General features: G+C 40.8%; 20 protein-coding genes. 3 read left to right on the forward strand and 17 right to left on the reverse strand.

The window, feature by feature from the left end; translation table 11 throughout:
* The first annotated feature begins 40 nt into the window (after positions 1-40).
* On the forward strand, positions 41-1,549 hold the full coding sequence (gene putP / locus C5749_RS18470; RefSeq protein ID WP_105727686.1) for a sodium/proline symporter PutP: 1,509 nt from the start codon (positions 41-43) through the stop codon (positions 1,547-1,549).
* Positions 1,550-1,629: 80 nt separating this feature from the next.
* Here putP and C5749_RS18475 read toward each other — a convergent pair whose 3' ends face one another.
* From C5749_RS18475 to C5749_RS18500, 6 genes are all read right to left on the reverse strand, one after another.
* The gene (locus C5749_RS18475) at positions 1,630-3,021 is read right to left on the reverse strand and encodes an NAD(P)(+) transhydrogenase (Re/Si-specific) subunit beta (RefSeq protein WP_105727687.1); all 1,392 of its coding nucleotides are present in this window, start codon (positions 3,019-3,021) and stop codon (positions 1,630-1,632) included.
* Between the two features lie 6 nt (positions 3,022-3,027).
* Positions 3,028-3,315 carry an NAD(P) transhydrogenase subunit alpha part 2 gene (locus C5749_RS18480; protein WP_105717942.1) on the reverse strand — a complete coding sequence of 96 codons (288 nt, stop codon included), beginning with the start codon at positions 3,313-3,315 and terminating at the stop codon, positions 3,028-3,030.
* A gap of 17 nt (positions 3,316-3,332) precedes the next feature.
* The gene (locus C5749_RS18485; protein WP_105727688.1) at positions 3,333-4,457 is read right to left on the reverse strand and encodes a Re/Si-specific NAD(P)(+) transhydrogenase subunit alpha; all 1,125 of its coding nucleotides are present in this window, start codon (positions 4,455-4,457) and stop codon (positions 3,333-3,335) included.
* A 150-nt stretch (positions 4,458-4,607) separates the two neighbouring features.
* Positions 4,608-4,844 carry a hypothetical protein gene (locus C5749_RS18490; protein WP_146113791.1) on the reverse strand — a complete coding sequence of 79 codons (237 nt, stop codon included), beginning with the start codon at positions 4,842-4,844 and terminating at the stop codon, positions 4,608-4,610.
* A gap of 11 nt (positions 4,845-4,855) precedes the next feature.
* Positions 4,856-5,413 (reverse strand): DUF4142 domain-containing protein, encoded by a 558-nt coding sequence (locus C5749_RS18495; RefSeq protein ID WP_105727690.1) that lies wholly within the window; start codon positions 5,411-5,413, stop codon positions 4,856-4,858.
* 78 nt (positions 5,414-5,491) lie between these two features.
* Positions 5,492-5,734, reverse strand: a complete 243-nt coding sequence (locus C5749_RS18500) for a hypothetical protein (RefSeq protein ID WP_105727691.1) — start codon at positions 5,732-5,734, stop codon at positions 5,492-5,494.
* Between the two features lie 279 nt (positions 5,735-6,013).
* Between C5749_RS18500 and C5749_RS18505 the strand changes: the two genes are divergently transcribed.
* Together C5749_RS18505 and C5749_RS18510 are read left to right on the forward strand one after the other, a co-directional pair.
* The gene (locus tag C5749_RS18505) at positions 6,014-6,853 is read left to right on the forward strand and encodes a universal stress protein (protein WP_105727692.1); all 840 of its coding nucleotides are present in this window, start codon (positions 6,014-6,016) and stop codon (positions 6,851-6,853) included.
* A 237-nt stretch (positions 6,854-7,090) separates the two neighbouring features.
* On the forward strand, positions 7,091-7,504 hold the full coding sequence (locus C5749_RS18510) for a hypothetical protein (RefSeq protein ID WP_105727693.1): 414 nt from the start codon (positions 7,091-7,093) through the stop codon (positions 7,502-7,504).
* Positions 7,505-7,645: 141 nt separating this feature from the next.
* Here the strand turns inward: C5749_RS18510 and C5749_RS18515 are convergent, their stop codons facing one another.
* The 11 genes from C5749_RS18515 to C5749_RS18565 all read right to left on the reverse strand — a co-directional run bounded on the left by C5749_RS18515 (position 7,646) and on the right by C5749_RS18565 (position 20,435).
* Positions 7,646-9,856, reverse strand: a complete 2,211-nt coding sequence (locus C5749_RS18515; RefSeq protein ID WP_105727694.1) for a mechanosensitive ion channel family protein — start codon at positions 9,854-9,856, stop codon at positions 7,646-7,648.
* 94 nt (positions 9,857-9,950) lie between these two features.
* Positions 9,951-10,325, reverse strand: coding sequence for a response regulator (locus tag C5749_RS18520; protein WP_105727695.1), 375 nt, complete (start codon positions 10,323-10,325; stop codon positions 9,951-9,953).
* 12 nt (positions 10,326-10,337) lie between these two features.
* On the reverse strand, positions 10,338-10,913 hold the full coding sequence (locus C5749_RS18525) for a chemotaxis protein CheB (RefSeq protein ID WP_105727760.1): 576 nt from the start codon (positions 10,911-10,913) through the stop codon (positions 10,338-10,340).
* Positions 10,914-10,924: 11 nt separating this feature from the next.
* Positions 10,925-11,749, reverse strand: a complete 825-nt coding sequence (locus tag C5749_RS18530) for a CheR family methyltransferase (protein WP_105727696.1) — start codon at positions 11,747-11,749, stop codon at positions 10,925-10,927.
* A complete protein-coding gene (locus C5749_RS18535; protein WP_105727697.1) occupies positions 11,750-12,121 on the reverse strand; it encodes a response regulator in 372 nt (123 codons plus the stop codon).
* A gap of 93 nt (positions 12,122-12,214) precedes the next feature.
* A complete protein-coding gene (locus C5749_RS18540) occupies positions 12,215-15,817 on the reverse strand; it encodes a response regulator (protein WP_105727698.1) in 3,603 nt (1,200 codons plus the stop codon).
* Positions 15,818-15,827: 10 nt separating this feature from the next.
* On the reverse strand, positions 15,828-17,294 hold the full coding sequence (locus C5749_RS18545) for a hybrid sensor histidine kinase/response regulator (RefSeq protein WP_105727699.1): 1,467 nt from the start codon (positions 17,292-17,294) through the stop codon (positions 15,828-15,830).
* Positions 17,295-17,447: 153 nt separating this feature from the next.
* Positions 17,448-17,834, reverse strand: a complete 387-nt coding sequence (locus C5749_RS18550; RefSeq protein ID WP_105727700.1) for a DUF2752 domain-containing protein — start codon at positions 17,832-17,834, stop codon at positions 17,448-17,450.
* Positions 17,835-17,838: 4 nt separating this feature from the next.
* On the reverse strand, positions 17,839-18,348 hold the full coding sequence (locus C5749_RS18555) for a CD225/dispanin family protein (protein ID WP_105727701.1): 510 nt from the start codon (positions 18,346-18,348) through the stop codon (positions 17,839-17,841).
* A 98-nt stretch (positions 18,349-18,446) separates the two neighbouring features.
* Positions 18,447-20,087 (reverse strand): chaperonin GroEL, encoded by a 1,641-nt coding sequence (gene groL / locus C5749_RS18560; protein WP_105727702.1) that lies wholly within the window; start codon positions 20,085-20,087, stop codon positions 18,447-18,449.
* A 72-nt stretch (positions 20,088-20,159) separates the two neighbouring features.
* Positions 20,160-20,435, reverse strand: a complete 276-nt coding sequence (locus tag C5749_RS18565; RefSeq protein WP_105717926.1) for a co-chaperone GroES — start codon at positions 20,433-20,435, stop codon at positions 20,160-20,162.
* Between the last annotated feature and the right edge of the window lie 278 nt (positions 20,436-20,713).

Consider the following 20,713-nt stretch of genomic DNA (forward strand, 5'->3'; position numbering starts at 1 on the left):
GTTTTTTGTATCATTAGAAAAATTCAAATAACTATTGCTCATGAATATTTACGAGGTGATTTCCATCGGTTTATACGTATTGATTATGATTATGATCGGTATCTACGGATATCGAAAATCGACAAGCAACTCAGAGGAATTTTTAATAGGTGGACGCAAGATGGGACCATTTGTGACTGCCTTGTCTGCAGGGGCATCCGATATGAGTGGATGGCTATTGATGGGATTGCCCGGCGCAATGTACATGATGGGAATGTCTGGTTCGTGGCTCGCTATCGGGCTGACAACAGGTGCATTTCTCAATTATGTCATCGTAGCGCCACGTTTACGCGTATACACCGAGGTGGCAAAAAATGCTATAACGCTTCCGGTATTCTTTGAAAACCGATTCCGGGACAAGTCACAACTGTTGAAACTAGTATCCTCCGTTTTTATTTTGATATTCTTTACGCTGTATACTTCCGCGGGCATGGTTTCCGGAGGCAGACTGTTTGAATCTGCTTTTAACATGGATTACAGTATCGGTCTTTGGGCTACGTCGCTAGTCGTCGTTTTTTATACGTTTATCGGCGGTTTTATGGCCGTCAGTTTAACAGACGCTGTACAGGGTAGTATCATGGTCATCGCGCTGCTCCTGATACCATCGGTTGTTGTTTTTCAACTAGGGGGAGTAGAAGAAACATTAGACATCATCCAACGCAAGAACACTAACTATATGGATATGTTGCGGGGAACTACTGCTGTTTCTATTGTTTCTCTGCTAGCATGGGGCCTGGGATACTTCGGTCAGCCGCACATTCTTGTCCGATTTATGGCAATCGATAGTGTGAAGGATATAAAAAAGGCAAGGCGGGTAGGCATGACCTGGATGGCAGGAACAGTTCTTGGTTCCCTACTCCTGGGATTTTTTGGAATTGCATACCTTCAACAGTTCGATGCGGAAACCATGCAGCGGTTCGATGCGTCGCAAGAACTATCGGAAACGATATTCATATACCTTTCAAAAGCTCTTTTCCATCCACTTATCGGCGGATTCCTGCTTTCAGCCATTTTGGCCGCGGTTATGAGTACGATATCATCCCAACTTCTAGTCACTTCCAGCTCGATGACAGAGGATATTTACAGAACATTTTTTAATAAACACGCCAATGCAAGGAACATGCTTATCATGAGCCGGCTCTCTGTCCTTGTCGTTGCAATCGTTGCGTTTCTACTCGCATTGAATCCACAAGAAAGCATTCTTGGGCTTGTTGGTAATGCCTGGGCCGGATTTGGCGCAGCCTTCGGTCCGTTGGTTATTCTGTCATTGCTTTGGAAGCGTATGACAGTGGCGGGAGCCTTGGCGGGTATGTTAGTGGGTGGAGCCACGGTCTTACTATGGATTTACATACCCCACGACTACAAGGAAGTATATGAAATTATTCCAGGGTTTCTTTTAAGCTTTCTGACGATCGTCGTCGTTTCACTGATGGGTAAACCTGTTTCGGCAGAAATCGAGAAGGAATTTGAAGAAGTAAGGACGAGAACGTCCAGTTCAGACACACAGTAATGTAAACGAAGAAAGCATCAATCATGGATTGATGCTTTCTTCGTTTACAAGTTGGCAATCGCTGCAAATAGCTAAAAGAATTATATTTCCTTTAGCTCTCCAACCAATTTAGTAATGGTTTGCTTGGCATCGCCAAAGAGCATAAGACAGTTATCCGCACCAAATAACTCATTCTCAATACCGGCGTATCCTTTCCCCATGCTTCTTTTACTAACGATAACGGTCTGTGCTTTCTCGACGTTCAAGACCGGCATACCAAAAATCGGACTATTCGGGTTTGTTTTAGCCGCAGGATTAACTACATCGTTAGCTCCAACCACAAATACAAGATCCGTATTGGCAAAGTCATCATTAATTTCGTCCATTTCGATAAGCTTATCATAAGATATATTTGCTTCTGCTAAGAGTACATTCATATGTCCCGGCATTCTACCTGCAACGGGGTGGATAGCAAAACGTACGTCGACACCTTTTTTTTCACACAATTCACTTAGTTCTCGAATGGTATGCTGAGCTTGCGCAACGGCCATTCCATAGCCGGGAACGATGATTAGAGAAGAAACGGAATCAAAGATTTGGGCGGCTTCTTCAACACCCACTTCTTTCACAACTATTTGCGGACCATCAGCTGATGTGCCTCCCCCACCAGATGTCTGGCCAAACCCTCCTAAAAGGACGTTGGCCAATGAGCGGTTCATCGCCTTACACATAATCTGTGTGAGAATAATTCCTGAAGCTCCTACCAACGCACCAGATACAATGAGTACATTGTTGTTAAGAACAAAACCTGTTGCACAGGCAGCCATTCCCGAATAGGAATTTAGTAAGGAGATAACAACCGGCATGTCCGCTCCGCCGATGGGGATAACCACAAGTATCCCTATACTTAAAGCGAGAACACCTAGTACGATAATGTAGATCGGATTCGTAAAATCTGTCAATGCAAAAACTGCAACAACGACAGACAATACTAATAGAATCAAATTGACGAGATGTTGACCTTTAAAAAGAATCGCCCGACCCGACATTTTTCCGCTGAGCTTCATAAAAGCAATAATCGATCCAGTGAATGTAACTCCCCCGATGAAGATACTCAAAGCAACGCTAACTCCCGTTATTGTATCAACTCCTAAATTGCGTTGTTGTGTATTCAGCCAAAAATCAGATAAAGCCACAGCCAGCGATGCCAACCCTCCGAAGCCATTAAACATAGCTACCATCTCCGGAATCTTTGTCATTTGCACTTTAAATGCAATAACTAACCCAATAGTGGACCCGATAAGAACACATATAAGTATATCAATCAGTGAAATAGCCTCTACCTGAACGACAGTTGCCAATACGGCGATGAACATACCAACTGACGAGACGATATTTCCTTTGCGAGCGGTTTTCGTACGTCCTAACATTTTAATGCCGGCTATAAACAATATAGAGGCGACTAGATATGAGATTTGTATTATGATGTTCATTCTTTCCTATTTTTTTTTGAACATTTTCAGCATTCTGTCAGTAACCGTGTAACCACCAACCACATTAATGGTTGCTAAAATAAGTGCCAGCATTCCCAGCCACTTACTTACGGAAACAAATCCCAGTTCATTGCAGGCGAGAATTGCCCCCACAATAGTGATTCCGGAAATCGCATTTGATCCTGACATCAGTGGGGTATGAAGCGTCGGAGGCACTTTATTTATTAGCTCAAAACCTAGATAACTGGCTAATATTAATATGTACAATAGAATAATAAAACTCTCAGCAGACATAACTTATGATTTTTGAATTATTTAGATAAAATAGATTTTGTAAATTCATGCACCAATTCCCCTTGATGTGTGATCAATGCTCCTTTGGTTATTTCTTCGTCCATCTCCCATTTAAAACCTTCGTTGTTGGCTAGATGAAGTAAAAGAGCACTAATATTGGTTGCATACAGTTGACTAGCATTGACGGGCAACAATGACGGAATGTTAGATTCCCCGATTATAGTGACATTATATTTTTCGACAGTCTTGTTAAATTCTGAAATTTCACAATTACCTCCAGATTCAACGGCCATATCGACAATTACGGAACCGGCTTTCATAGATTTAACCATTTCCTCTGTAACCAGAATTGGTGACTTCTTACCCATCACTAGCGCGGTTGTAATGACAAGATCAGCGTCTTTGATTTTATCTTTAATCAATTGCTGCTGTTTTGCTAGAAATTCTTGCGAGACTTCTTTCGCATAGCCGCCTTCTGTTTTTACTTCCTCGGCTGTCTCAACAACTAAAAAGCGGCCACCTAACGACTCCACTTGCTCCTTTGTTTCTGGCCGCACATCGGATACTTCGACCACAGCACCCAGACGTTTGGCAGTAGCGATAGCTTGTAAACCAGCTACTCCAGCTCCAAAGACAAGCACCTTCGCGGGAGTAATTGTTCCAGCGGCGGTCATCATCAATGGGAATATTTTTCCCAAGGCATTCGCTCCTATAACTACCGCTTTATAGCCCGCCAAATTTGCTTGCGAACTCAAAGCGTCCATTTTCTGCGCTCGTGATATACGAGGTACCGCATCCATAGCGAACGAGGTAATTTGACGAGCGTTTAGCATATCGAGAAGTTCCGGTTGCGTATAAGGGTATAGCAAAGAAATACTGACCGCTTGTTTTTTATACTGCGAAGCTTCTTCTCGCGTAGGAGCGTTCACTTTGAGAACGACGTCTGCATTAAAAATCTCGGTTTTTGAAACAATACCTGCGCCCGCCAATTTGTAATCTTCATCGGCGAAGTTAGAACCTAGCCCAGCGCCACTTTCTATCTGAACCTGAAAACCTTTCTTGACGAGCATTTTAACTATCTCCGGACTAAGCGCCACTCTACGCTCATTGATTTTGGTTTCTTTAAGTACCCCTAGAATCATTATTTTTGAATATTATTACAATAAACCAATTACCTCTAAAAAATATTGCAAATTCGCCGAATATAAGACATTAATTAATATAATTAAAATAAAAAGCGGCAATAAATAAAATAAAAATTATTTATTGCCGCTTTTAGTATGGAATTTATATTACTTTTTATTATCCGCTTTTTTATCTTTTATTTTTCGCTCCAAAGGCCGGTCCGTAGGATCATTTGGCATAACATTCAGTTGCTCTACCTGCGGATCTACGCCAGCTTCCCCATCGCCATCTTTAGTACGTTCTGTCTTTTCAACCACCGACCCAAGTTCCTGATAAGTATCTCCTTCTTTCTTTTTCTTTTTCTCTCTGAGACCTGTCTTTTCATTCTCTACTTTTGTTGCCATAACCATTTATTTTATAAGGTTTCAATTGAATCTTCTTTCATAGAATGAGAAGGCGTATCAGATTTTGATTTTACTTGTAACGATTTTGCCTGCTCCAAATGGTTTCTAAGCGATGGCACCTTTTCCGCAGCCCAACTTCTAAACTCCTGATCACTTAAATTATTAGCTGCATTTTCAAATAATACAATAGCACTTTCGTGGGTTTTTACCGCAACATCCTTGAACGCGTTATCAAAATCCGCTCCTGAGAGCACAGATAACGACTCTAATATGGAAGCTTGATTTTCTTCCATACCATTCGGTACAACTAATTTTTTGGCCAACGCAGCGTCTTGCAATTCCTCAAGCACCTTGGTATGATCATTTATCAACATTTGACCATATCGCTTGATTTCCTCATTTTCTGACTGCTTTAAGGCCTGTGTTCCCAATGCGATTTCGAATTGGTTCGAACTAACCGCTTTCGTTAAAAACTCTTGGTCCCTATTAGCCTCCTGTGCGGATATACGTGGTAAAAATAGAATAACCGTACCTAGCACGGCGAAACAATACTTGAGATATCTTTTCATACTTTCATACTTTTGTTATTTTAATAAAGAATTATGACCGTCCTACGTAAATCAGAACGCTCTTTAATCTCCTTAATATTAATCATGTCCTTGTGTTTTGACAATCTTATTGTAAATGCCAAAAAGTAAAAAAGGAGCAACCCACTGTCCAACAAACAAAGCGGTATGCTTATGTCCCATACATTTTAACGTAGCGGATGCCGCCATCGCCGCAATGGCGACACATAAATATGCCTTTGATGGCACTTGCGCTGTCTTATTTTCAATTTCCTTGGTCATTTCGCCTTCCTTCGCATTGACGTTTTTTTCTAAATTTTCCATGTTATTCCTTTTTAATTAAACCATCTATTTTTATTACTGCCTTTTATTATTTGCATATACATTTGTTGTAGCAGCTTCAAGAGTACAATATATCTCTTTCATAGTAAAAGGATTATATCTCGAAATAGTTGGCTAAAAATTAAATACGGGTATTTCACGCCACTGAGATACGTATCTCACACTCCGACTCGTATTTATTCCGTTTTAGGTATTTATTTAATAAACAATCCCTTACAACAAATTGTTCATTAAATACGGTTAATAGAAAAACATAATCAGATGAAAACAATTATCATTACAACAGACTTTTCAGAATCAGCACTAAATGCTGCCAGATATGCCACGAAACTAGCAAAATCTGTAGAGGCAAATCATATTATACTTTATCACGCATATGACAATTTGCCTATTGGCACAGATCTCCCGATGACAGACGCAGCCCCTTCTCTAGAGAAACAAAGTTTATCAAATTTAGAGGCGGTACAGCAGGAATTAATACAGATACTCGGAGGAAATAGCTCTGTGAGCATCCATGTGGTAACGAATCACTTCCCATTACTACACGGTATTGAAGGACTTCTCGAGAAATGGGATGCTGATCTGGTTGTAGTAGGAGCCACGGGAAGGAGTAATTTGGAACAGGCACTAATCGGCAGTAATACGGCCAACCTAGCGTCATCCTTAAAGCGACCATTGCTTATCGTCCCCAATCATGCTGGCTACGAGCCTATCCGCAAGATCGTTTTCGCCTGCGATTTAAAAGAAATATCGCCTGCCACGCCCGTGGCCGAAATTGCCCAATGGCTAGAAAGACTTCGCGCAAAATTACTGGTTCTGAATGTCATACCAGAAGCGAAACAAGCAAACCCCGACACAACTACGGAGCAATATAAAATAAATGCGCTATTGGAAGTATTCCAACCGGAATATCACTATACAACAGGTGATGACATTGCAGAAGAAATAGAAACCTTTGCTGAATACCATAACGCTGGATTAATTGTTACTATTCCAAAATCATATGGATTCTTTGAGCGACTATTTCACCGAAGGGTAAGCAAACAGCTGATCAAAAAATCGAGCATTCCGCTCTTGCTTCTTAAAGAAAAAGAGGAATAGAAAGCTTCACGAATGCATTCAAATAGCCTAGACGACCCTTAACAGGGTCGTTTTTTTTAAATACCGTATATAACTGATTAACGTAAATCGAGCAAATATCATCATTGAGGGTATTTATTTTATTTTTTGGGTATTTATCACTGCAACTATATTAAACTGAAAAGGTTCTATTTACACATTAATACATAAAATATAATGAAATTGGGCTATAGCTCTGTTTCATAAAAAAATAATCAGATGAAAACACAAAACTTTTTTACTGAGAACGGACAAGGTCCTATTCTAGCTTTCACATTGGCAGACCCAGCATCTGATCCTGCGACTCCGAATCGTGGAGGAGGAGGAAATCCACCGGATGAAGAAAATCTACCAGATGGCGGAGAACGCGTTGAGAATCTCCCTCCCGAACAACCTGATGTAGATCCTCTTGAGCGGGAAGAACCAGAATTGGAGGAGATCGATGAGAACCAGCCCGATGAGCAACCCGACATCGATCCATTAGAAGCTCCGAATCCAGATATCGACGAGATCAACCCTGATGCAGATCCCGAAATTAATGAACTTTCTACGCCAGAACCTAACATTGACCGCGGTACTTCAATCGTACCGGGCACAAATCCTACAGGAAGAGATCATTCGCGATTCAGCTAAAACGAGGAGAGACGAGGTGACTGGAGAACGGCGACTAAGGAAGTAGGAAACTACGATATCAATATACGAGCGAGCGTTATATAGGAAGGGAATGCTGCCGAAAACTGTCGGGGAATCTGGTAGCGGTTAACGGAATCATGCCTAGCTAGAAGAAACTTTAGCTCCTCGGGCATCCATATCTTCCTTAAAGGATTCTAAAAATCGACTCCGAAAGCGTTCAATATAACGAACGTGCTTAATGCCTACCTGAATGCTAAGTTGATAGCTATCAACCGTAATTTCCTTTGTGAATATTTTCACGGGTATAGACCGGTCTATCTCTTCAAAGCTCGCCAGCTTGGCCTCCAATTCTTTCTTGACTTCTTCAACTTGAATGGTATTGTCCACAGTTAATGTCATATTCACGCGGATATCCGCGTCTCTAAACGTCCAATTGACTAACCTTCCAGAAAGTAAGTCACCGTTAGGTATAATTACTCGAGCACCTTCATCTGTCAACAATGTACTGGAACGAATACCGATTTCCATCACCTGGCCTTTTTTATCAGCCAACTCCACATAATCACCGATCTTGAAAGGTTTTTCGAAAACCAGAATAATACCCGAAACGAAATTATTGATGACATTCTGTAATCCCAAGCCTATACCAACACTCAATGCACCAATAATAACCGTCAATTTATCGATCCCTAAACCCAATATACTAATACCCATCAAAAAACCTATAACGATAATAAGCAGCCTAAACAGTGGGAATAGCGTCATCTTCCGAACCTGCAACTCATTTTTAGGCGAAGAATCATCTAATAAATTTTTTAAGTTTTTCTGAAACCAGTTTGCTAACCAAATAACGGCGCCTGCAAGCATAAGATTACCATAGGCAAACACAATTCCTCCGATTTTATGTTCTGTCATGAGCAAACGTTCCAACAGCGAACTCGCTTCTCGGACGAGATGGAAATTGTTCAACAATACTAACACAATCAAAGCAGCCGAACAAAAACGGAATAGGCGTTCAAAACTCAGCAACATTCGCTTCACATCGAAACGACGTAACATAGCTTCGGGCTTCGCTCGTTCATATTGCTGCTCAATATCGTGAAGTAACATTTCGCGTACAGCACGTAGTGCAATAATTTGCAATAATCCAATACCCGCCGCCAAACTCCACATACGCGCAAAACTGACATATCCCATTATATTTAGCGCGATGGCCAGAAAATGCCCTAGTATAATCGCCCAACGGGCATAGCGGTGAATATATCCTATCGGATTATCGATGTCTGTTCGGCGTCCTATAGACCAAACCATGATCATACCGATGACGTTAGCCAATATTGCAAAAACCTTCGTCCACCACGGGGTGGATAAAAAGAGATTTGCCACTATCAATATAATATAAGAAATGAAAATCAGCCCTAGTACTTTCCGTTTAAAGGCCGAAAGCTCTTTGTATAAAAGAATATAAAGGAACACAAAAACGAGAAAATAACTGCTTTCAAGAATAAGAACAGGCACAGACAAGGAGGCAAAAGGCAATAACGTCAAAAAGAAAATGGACGCTTTCAAAAACGGGATCCATAATGGTTCGTTCTGATATAATCGAAATTCCTCATCGTCCTGCTCTGCCTTACGCCCCAGCTTATACATCCAATAAAAATAAAATAGGCTTATTAAAATTAGAAAAAGACGATTACTCCATGCCGGAAAATCGAAAAACCCTGAAGTAGAACCATCCTTCCCTAAATTGGTGTGTACCGCCCGCATTATATGCCGTTGAATAGGTTTCTTCTTTACAGTACTCGTATCTACATCATTTATTGCTAGTTCTGCTCGTTGGTTTCCAATCCATCTTTCTAGGTAAATGACGTCGGCAATCAGTCTTTCATAGCCATTGATCAGATGTGACAATGTGTCTACCAAGTGTTTATTTTTGTTTTCGATAGCATCCGTTTCTAACAATTCTTCCAAAACCACACTATCTCCTTCAACAGGTGTATGTGCAGATGTTAACGGCCATGTCGTTCGGGCAGTCTTAATATCATAAATATATTTTGAAATCCCTTTCTTTTTCTCAATCAGAAAAATCAACGTGCTATCTAGGGCCGTGGAATCACGTGTTCCACGCTCGAACAAAAAACGCTTTTTTATACTGTCGACAGTGAGTGAAAAGGTATCTTGTACCCGTTTCCAATGCTGCAACTGTGCTTGCCTTTCCGCCCAAATGACGTCTTGTGAACGAACGGTCGAATCTTGCGAGTGAGCCACAGGATAAATGGCGCCGTACAGTATGAATACAAAAAGCCGTAATAACGACTGTACAAATATGCTATTGTTCTCCTTTTTACCCATAGTTATAGAAATAGAACACCACGTACGTTCAAACGTTTTGCGCTGATACAGATTAAGCGGTTTCCTTTATTTATCCATTACTTACACACGACCTTTACTTGGCTTTATGTCGAAGTAGACCCGCCACCGTATTCTCCAATTCATCTAGATCAAACGGTTTGGCCAAATATGCCTCTGCGCCCGCCTGTTCCGCGAGGGAACTTACGTCGTTGTTCGCTGAACAATAAATGACGGGGATATGCTTAAAAGCAGGTTCACTTTTGAGTATTTGCGTAGCTTTTACGCCACCAATATTAGGAATCCAATTGTCCATAATAATCATGTCCGGGCTTACTTCTTTAACCCGTTCCAAAATATCATGTGAGGTTTCTGAAATTTCTACTTGGTATCCCGAGGATTCGAGAACAATGGTAAAAACATCTAAAATATTGGTATCATCATCAAATACAAGTATTTTTTTGTTCTTCATGGTGCTGTAAAATTAATAGTTCGTACTTAACTGATTAATGAAGGAAGCCATTTCTCCTGGTTTTAAAACCGTGTCAACCTGTAAATTAAGAAGGGCCTGTTGAGGCATAAAAGCTATTTCGGCTGTATCGGGATCCTGGACGAGGATTGTACCTTGCTGCTTTGCTATACACCGCAAACCGTCGATACCATCTGTGTTAGCTCCAGATAACAGTAGGGCAGTGGTATGCTCCGTAAATATTTGTGCGGCAGACCGAAACGAGACATCGATAGATGGTCGAGAATAGTTGACTTTTTCCGAATAATCCAAAGAGACTAGCTGCTTGTTTTCAAATAAAAGATGATAATCTGCCGGTACTAGATATATGTAACTGGCTTTCAGCGTCATTTTATCATAGGTTTCCTCCACTGGTAAACGGCTACGAGATCCCAATAATCCTTCCAGTATACTTTCGGGGTGTGACTGGCGATGAACCACCACCACTATGGGAAAAGAAAGGTGATCGCTAAGATGAGGCAGTACCTCCAAAAGTACACTGATGCTTCCCGCAGACCCACCTATTAATAGAATCTCTGTCACCTTTTTCATGGCCATTTTTACTAAGATATTTTTTTCCAAATTCGATCCTCATTCCACTGTTTGTATCGGTGCTCGACATTGGAAAATCGAAGCGTTTCCTTGGCTCCCAACGCCAAAAAGCCAAGCGGCTGAAGACTATCGTCAAAAAGTTTAAACACTTTGTTTTGAAGGTCCTTATCAAAATAGATAAGGACATTTCTGCATAAAATAAGCTGAAATTCATTAAAGGAGGAATCTGACACCAAATTATGGGTGGAAAACACCATTCTACTGCTTAGATTAGAATGGAATTTTACCACGTCATACATCGAAACGTAATAAGAAGAAAAATCCCGTTTTCCAGCTGATAAAATATAGTTTCTGGAATACTGCTTCATTTGATTTAATGGGAAAATACCTTTGGAGGCCTTTTCTAGCACGTTGGGATTAATGTCCGTCGCATAAATCAACGTTTTATCAAACAAATTAGCTTCCTTTAACAATATAGCTAGTGAATAAGCTTCCTCGCCTGTTGAACAGCCAGCTACCCAGATACGAATGAACGGATACGTTCCTAGGACGGGTAATATATGCTGGCGTAATGTAGCGTAAAATTGAGGGTCTCTAAACATCTCCGTGACATTGACGGTTATTTCTTCAATAAAACGCGACAGATAGGCCCCATCATGCGTAAGCCTATACCTTAATTCCGCAAAGCTTGCGAACTTATCGAGCATACATATTCTATTGAGGCGTCGTTTTAACGACGCCTTGCTATATTGCGTAAAGTCATAACCATACAAATTGGAAATATCCTTTAACAACATTTCCATATCATCGTCCTTCACTATATCCAACTCAATCATCTATAACAACTCCTCAATAACTTTCATTAACTTATCCACATCGATGGGTTTCGCAATATAATCATCTGCTCCGGCCGCCAAGCATTTCTCCCTATCACCACTCATTGCATTTGCTGTAACAGCAACAATTGGGACCCTTCCATATACATCCGAACGTCGAATCTGTTTTATAGCTTCATAACCGTCCATTTCAGGCATCATCATGTCCAACAAGACCAATCCTATCTCGGAGTTAGCTTGCAAAAGCTGCAAACCTTCTAGCGCGTTTTGAGCAGATAAAAACGTGTATCGCCTAGCTTTCAGCGTTAATTGTAACGCGAAAATATTCCGGCTATCGTCATCGATAATTAAAATTACCTTTTGCGTTTTCATTGTTATGTATAATTCCAACGTTAGTTCTCATCCAATCATTTTCCTTTTATTGGTTGACAGAGCTCGACGTAAATAATTATTTTTCAATATTATTTATCTCTCGGTTTCATATAACCACACTCTCAGAAGGGATAACAATTGGTCTTTATCGACCGGTTTGGATATATAATCCGACGCTCCCGCTTTGATACATTTTTCACGATCGCCCGTCATCGCCTTTGCCGTCACAGCAATGATGGGTAATTTAGCGTATTTCTGTATACTCCTGATTTGTCTGATCGTTTCATAACCATCCATTTCAGGCATCATCATGTCCATTAAGATAATCGATGTCTCCGGATGCATTTCCAATTGTTGTAATGCCTCTTTCCCATCTATTGCTGAAATTACCTTCATTTGATAGTGCTCCAATGTTTTCGTCAACGAAAAGATATTCCGCACATCGTCATCTGCAATCAGCACCGTTTTTCCATTAAGCACCTCGTTAAGGGAGCCTAACTTATTTAATTTCCTTTTTTCCGGTTCTAGATTGCTTTCTTCTACCAAATGAAGAAATAACCCTACCTCATCCAGAATACGTTGGAACGAATGTGCCGTCTTAATAACAATCGAATCGGCATACTGTTTTATTTTCAACTCTTCCGTCTGAGATAAATTTTTACCTGTAAAAATAATAATAGGTAAATGTTCTAGCCCCTCATTTCGCTTAATCGCTTCCAACGTTTTATAGCCTGTTTCATCCGGCACACCCATATCCAAAATAACACAATTAACATTGTCAGATATCAATGCGCGAATACTATCGTCTACACTGTTCTTAATCTCGGAGACGATATTAAAATTGCTCAGAAAATAAGATAATGCCGTCGCATGTTTTGGGTTTTCTTCAACAATCAACACCTTTTTAGGACTCCGGGTAAGCGCATCTTCTATTTTACGAAACATTTGTCCAATCTGTTCTATCGCAATAGGTTTATTTATAAAATCAATAGCACCTTTCGACAGACTCTCCCGTTTCACTTCCAACGACGACATAATGTGTACGGGGATATGTTTTGTTTTCGCATTATTCTTGAGTTCTTCCATCACTTGCCACCCGTCTTTTACAGGAAGCTGTATATCCAATAAAATTGCCAAAGGTTGATACTTTTCAGCCGCCTCTGTCGCCCAATCCCCCCGTACAATCACGATGCCTTTATACCCATTTTGATTTGTATACTTAAGCAACGTTTTAGCGAATGGCGTATCGTCTTCAACAATAAGGATAACGCTATCTCCCGGTTTAATATCATGGCGGTCATCTTTAACTTCCTCAGGAATATCTGAGATAGTTAACGAAGAGGATGCATCAGTAACTAGGGAGGTCACCTCTTTTACATCATGTGTAATGCTCTCTACCAGCATATCAGGTGCGGCTACCAAAGGGATGACCATTTTCCGGATAGGGATAATAAGACAGAAGGTACTCCCCTCGCCTAGCACACTGTTCAGCGTAATTTCGCCGCCTAATAATCGGGCAATTTCTCTACTGATAGAAAGCCCCAATCCGGTCCCCCCAAACCTACGTCGTGTAGAACCATCTGCTTGTTGGAACGCCTCGAATATAATCTTTTGATTTTCTGGACTAATTCCAATTCCTGTGTCTTCCACGATGAACTGTACATAATCGGGATTATCGTGTTGTTGAGAAATCGATAATGTCACGCGACCTTTGGGCGTAAATTTAATGGCGTTGGAAAGGAGATTGCGGAGCACCTGCTCAAGCCTTAGTTTATCTATTTCCACATAGTTCGTTGCGCTTTCGTCTATTTCAACCTTTAACTCAAGTCCCTTTTCCTCCACTATTGGCAAAAACAAACTTAATAAGTCGTTTCTCAGATCGCTTAATGCCACATGTTCGTACTCGAGTTCCATCTTTCCAGCTTCTATCTTCGAGAGATCCAAGATTTCATCGATAAGGTTCAATAAGCTAGAACCAGAGCTTTGTATAACTTTGGCGGATTCCACTTGGTCTTCCGTTAAATTGGCATCTGCATTTTCGACCATTAATCGAGATAATAACAAAATAGAATTTAGCGGTGTCCGGAGCTCATGCGACATATTGGCAAGAAACTCCGACTTATACTTTGTGCTGAGCGCGAGCTCCTCCGCTTTCTTTTGAATTTCAAGATTTCGTTCAGCAATAAGATGATTCTTTTCCTCTAACAGTTTTGAGCGTTCTTCTAATTCCTGATTTGACTGCATTAGTTCTTCTTGTTGCACGCGCAGTTCTTCTTCAGAAGCCTGCAGTTTTTGCGTTTGAGCTTCTAGCTCCGTATTAAGATTCTCTAGTTCTGCATGTTGTGTTTGTAGTTCCTCTGCCTGGGCTTGCGTTTCTTCCAATAACGTTTGGATCTGCTTTCTCCCTTTCGCAGCCAAAATTTCTAACGTAATATTGCGACAAGCCTCTTGATAGAAGTCCATGTCCAATTGCTCAAAAGGTAGCCTACTTCCGAGCTCAATTACTCCAAAACACTGTCCTTTTACCATCAAAGGCAACCACAGTAGATGGGTGGTTTTTATTTCTCCCGAAGAAAAACTAACAACATAGTCCTTTTCATCTACGTTTTCTAAAACTTTAATTCTTTTATCTTTAAATACTTGCCCCACAATTCCTTCGCCCGGCTGATATTCCTTTTTCATGTGGTCTGCTAAACCATAAGAACCTGATAGCGAAAGCAGGCCTTTGTCCCATATATAAACCGCCCCATTTAAACACTCTGTATAGGATACCAGCAACTCCAACGCGTCATTCGCAACGATCTCCTCCGTCTTATTGCCCGCTAAAATATCGTTTATTTTAGCTAGTCCGGTTTGTCGCCACTCGTTATCATTAAGCCTTCCAAACGACTCTTCCAACGCAATTGCCATACCATTGAGGGAAGTAGCAATATAACCCAATGTATCCTTTTGAGCATCATCTAGCCTAACGGAATAATCTGCATCTGCGATCCGTTGCGTCATATTGTGTATAATATTCAAACGGTGTGTCGTATCCTCATCTTTCTCGCGAAGCAGTAATTGCATATTCTCTCGTCTTCGAAACTCATTTCGGATTTGTAGGTAGAACAAGATGGTAACAACGAGGGAAACCAAAGCTGCAAAAATGATAAAGAATGAAGTCAATCCAGAATTTCGCTGCATTCTCGTGGTTTGGAGATCGAGCTTACTAGCTTCTTCATGCACAAAGCGACCGATAATATTCCTGCAGCTGTCCATATACAATTTACCACGCTCTAACTGTTCGACCGTAACTGCCCCTCCCTCTCTTTTTAAATTAACATGTTCATTTAAGAGATCCAGCCTCGTCTTCATTAATACCTCTATGCTGTCTACACGTCGTGCTTGTTCTGGTGTATCACTGGTTAACTCGCGGGTTGCGGATAAAGATGCTGGCAGGGAAATTCGGCTTTCATGATAAGGTCCTAAAAACCTTACCTCACCTGTTAACAGATAGCCACGTTGCCCTGTTTCCACGTTCTGTAGATTAATCAAAATCTGATTGATCGAATCGATTGTTCGATGTGTTTTGATAACCTTGTTGCGGTTATTCATCTGCGTCTTGATACTAATGTAGGAAGCAGATGAACTTAACAATAATACAAACAACGAAAATCCAAATCCAACCTGTAATTTCCGAATAAGATTCTTGGACATAACGATTTAGTTAAAATGGTATAGTAAAATAAAAGGTCGTCCCTTGGTTTGAAGAACTTTCTATGCCGTACGTGCCATTGTGCTGTTTAATAATTTCTGCACAGATATACAAACCGATCCCTAGTCCTTGAAATTTTACAGATGATTCCTCCACGCGGTAAAATTTCGTAAAGATATTATTTTTTTTGTGGTCCGGAATCCCAATTCCAAAATCTTGGACGGCTATATAAAGCTGATCTCTATCGGCAGCAGTGTGTATAACTACCTTATCACTGTCGGGAGAATATTTTATAGCATTCGTCAGGAAGTTGATTAGCACTTGCTCGATACGAAAAGCATCACCGTTCACTTCTTGTGTAATTAATTCCCCTTTTCGTTCGATTTGTACCTGCACATGGCTATGCGTATAATAAATAGTTTCGATAGCGCTTTCAATCAGCTTTTCCATATTAAACAGCTTTTTATTCACCTTTAGCTTTCCATTTTCAATCTTGGAAATGTCTAATAGATCAGCAATAAGACTGTCCAATTTATTAATCTGATTTTGCGCACGGCTGATATAGGTTGCAAATTTGCTTTCTTTCTGGACATCCGGCATACGTTCTAATAATTGAATATAAGCCTTGATACTCGTCAGTGGAGTCTTGAGTTCGTGGCTTGCTATACTCAAAAATTCATCTTTTTTCCTCTCTTCTTCTTTCTGTTCGTGTATATCGGTAAAAGTTCCTACCCAACTGTGTACTCCCGTTCTGTCCTTGACAGGGATAATACGTAAGAGATGATAACAAAAAAGTCCGGATTTCAGTCCTTTGATACGCACTTCCAGCTCCAATGGCTGGCTACGTTCAATACAGTGTTGCCAAACTTTTTTGATACAAGTATCATCTGGGTGTACTTCGGGGAACGTCTCGGGGCAACGAGAAAATTTATACCACCTTTTATTGACAAAAGTAATCCTACCTTTACCATCCGCTGTAAAAGCAATTTGTGGCAAACTTTCGAGCGTAGTATGTAAATGCTCCACCTTATCTCTCAGTTCCTGTTGCGCCTTTTTTCTCGTTTCTATCTCTGATTCCAATATTTTTTGAGTCTCGTTCAGTGCTAGTGTCTGCTCATATAATCGATAGAACGTCTTTACTTTCAGCATTAAAATATCGGGGTCTACTGGCTTGGTTATATAATCTATACCACCCGAAGCGTAACCTCTAGCTATAAATTTCTTATCTGTATTCACAGCGGATAAAAATATAATAGGCACTTCTTTGGTTTTACTAAACCCCGATAGCGTTTCCGCTACTTCAAAGCCATCTATGCCCGGCATTTGCACGTCCAGAATAACCAGCGCGTAGTCGTTTTTCAATACTTTTTTAAGAGCATCTTCCCCCGAAAGGGCGGAATCAACTTCAAAACCTTTGGATCTTAGCAGCTTATCAAGTGAATATATATTTTCTATTTGGTCGTCAACGATTAAAATCATGCATTCTTTTTTATTAGTTTTACGAACTTAGCGTTATGCGGATGGGACAAAAACCAATCCAAAAAACTGCTCTTCGAGCCTTCTTCGAAGAAAGAGAAGAAAAGAATTTGTATACGTTTCCATGTCTAAATACAAGGATTACGAATAACGAATCTACATCATATTTCGCAGAATAAAATACATCAAAATCACAGCTACTAAAATTTTAATGGCGTATTCACCAAACAGGATTCTCCGCCATTTCATTAGACGTTCATCTGGATCTTTCACCAATCGATACCCAAAGCCGATGGTTAGGTAGGGAATAAAAGGTAGTAGCAAAGCATTGTAATGAAATGCTTCCCGAAAATCTCCATGTAATATTGCATGAACCGCACGTTGCGAACCGCATCCCGGGCAATCCAATCCCGTCAATGCCTTGAACGGACACTGCGGAAACCAGCTATGAGCAGCAGGATCGTAGATATAATAAATGTACGTCGCGGCTCCCAACATTACCATACTGGCTCCTAGAAATACCCAACGATACTTTCTCAACATGTTGTTAGAAATTTCCAGACATCATCGCCCCGAACATTGCGAAACCAAAAATAATGAAATAAAGCAGCCACAGTCCAATACAAACGCCGACATTGATCCACAACCATTTTTTTGCATTTGCAGAATCCGTCTCCGCTCCCGATACATCACCAGCATAGAATTTTTTTTCCACGCGTGATGCGTACACAATGGAGGGAATTCCTAACGGCCAACAACAAAAAATGGTCGTAAGAATCGTTTCTAGCAGATAGGTCTTTGGCGGTTGCCCCATACGCTGGTTATATGGTGAAGCCGGTGTATTCGGAAATTGAGGAGGAGTTTGTGATCCTGTGAAATAAGGCTGCGAATCGATGGATAGAATACCGCTCAATTCCGGTACATTTTTAGCAAGCACCCAGTTCGGCATACCTTCAGTCCATACATATGTATCGCCAGTAACACCTTTGGTTTTTAACTCCTCTACCGAAAAAGGGCCGAACGTATTTGTTCCATCCGTATAATGATATTTTTGCATCTGATATGAATATGTTGGACTAAATATAAAAAAGAAAAAAGGCTTCAGAAAATATCCGAAGCCTTTTGTTTCAATTATATAATAGGGACGTGCCTATCTTACATCATGCCTGGCATACCTCCGCCCATTGGTGGAGCTCCAGCACTAGCCGCTCCAGCCTCTTCTGGCTCATCAGCTAACACACATTCTGTAGTTAATAGCATAGATGCAACAGAAGCTGCATTTTCCAATGATACGCGAGAAACTTTGGTTGGGTCGATAACGCCTGCACCAATCAAGTTTTCATACACGTCTGTACGTGCATTGTATCCGAAGTCAGCCGTACCTTCTTTTACTTTTTGAACAACTACCGCGCCTTCGATACCGGCGTTGTTACAGATTTGACGAAGAGGTTCTTCAATAGCACGCTTGATAATGTCGATACCGATTGTTTCATCTTCATTAGCACCTTTAAGATCTACTAACGCCTCAATCGCACGGATAAAAGCAACGCCACCACCAGCAACTATACCTTCCTCTACTGCAGCGCGGGTAGCATGCAATGCATCGTCTACACGGTCTTTTTTCTCTTTCATCTCTACTTCTGTAGTGGCACCTACATAAAGTACAGCTACACCACCAGACAGTTTCGCCAAACGTTCCTGCAATTTCTCACGGTCGTAGTCTGACGTTGTAGTTTCGATTTGTGAACGGATTTGTGCAACACGAGCTTTGATATCGTCCGCATTTCCTGAGCCATTAATAACTGTTGTATTGTCCTTGTCTACGGTTATTTTCTCCGCTTGGCCTAGGTAAGAAAGCTCCGCATTCTCTAATTTATAACCTCTTTCTTCAGAGATAACCGTACCGCCTGTTAAAATAGCAATATCCTCTAACATTGCTTTACGACGGTCGCCAAAGCCCGGTGCTTTCACCGCAGCTACTTTCAGTGAACCACGGATTTTGTTCACGACTAATGTAGCTAAAGCTTCGCCATCCAAGTCTTCCGCAATAATCAACAACGGCTTGCCTGTTTGCACTTGTTTTTCCAAGATAGGCAACAATTCTTTCATATTGCTGATTTTCTTGTCGTAAATCAAGATATAAGGGTTCTCCAATTCCGCTTCCATTTTGTCAGAGTTCGTCACGAAATACGGCGACAAATAACCACGGTCAAACTGCATACCTTCAACTGTCTTCACCTCAGTTTCGGTACCTTTAGCTTCTTCTACCGTTATAACCCCGTCGTTTCCAACTTTCTGCATAGCCTCGGCAATTAAAGAGCCGATTACTTCGTCATTGTTTGCAGAAATCGTAGCAACCTGTTTGATTTTGTTGTTATCAGCTCCTACCTCTTTTGATTGCGATTGCAAATTAGCGACAACCGCAGCAACCGCTTTGTCGATACCACGTTTCAAATCCATTGGGTTAGCACCCGCTGCTACAGATTTCAAACCCGGAGCAACGATAGCTTGAGCAAGAACAGTAGCAGTTGTTGTACCATCACCAGCTTGATCAGCTGTTTTAGAAGCAACCTCTTTCACCATCTGTGCGCCCATATTTTCCAAAGCATCTTTCAATTCGATTTCTTTGGCTACGGTTACACCATCTTTTGTAATCGCAGGAGAACCAAATTTTTTCTCGATGATTACATTACGACCTTTAGGTCCCAAAGTTACTTTTACTGCGTTCGCCAAGGTGTCGACACCTTTTTTCAGTGCGTCACGCGCTTCTACGTTATATCTTACTTGTTTTGCCATTTTTTTAATTAGTATTTAGTACTAAGTATTAGATATTGCTAACTCTTTTTTTAATATTGATTTTACCTTGACTTATAGAACCGCGTAAATATCAGATTCACGCATAATCAAATACTCCTTACCTTCGTAAGTAATCTCTGTACCTGCATATTTGCCATATAAAACTTTATCGCCCACTTGAACAGTTAGCGGCTCTTCCGGTTTTCCCACTCCTATTGCAACGATAGTCCCTTGAGAAGGTTTCTCTTTTGCCGTGTCCGGAATGTAGATTCCTGATGCTGTTTTTTCTTCTGCGGGAGCTGCCTCTACGACAACTCTGTCTCCGATAGGTTTAATACTTAATGCCATAGTAATCTAGTTATTTTTTAATTTGATTTTTGATTTAAATTCTTCTCTTCATCTCCATCACCAACTATGCCAAATGGAAAAACAAGGGAATTATTGTCATTTTTTCACGCACTCGCGCCATCCTGTCATACTAAATGAGACAGTATTTCAAACACCGCCATCACCAGGATTCACAACGCGATAGCGATGGACACGAGATGTGGTTCTTGATAGTCTCTTTAAAACAGATGTTTAAAAAAAAGACCTCACAACTAGTTTGCGAGGTCTTCAATATATCG

The sequence above is a fragment of the Sphingobacterium gobiense genome, from assembly GCF_002980575.1.
Lineage (GTDB): Bacteria > Bacteroidota > Bacteroidia > Sphingobacteriales > Sphingobacteriaceae > Sphingobacterium > Sphingobacterium gobiense.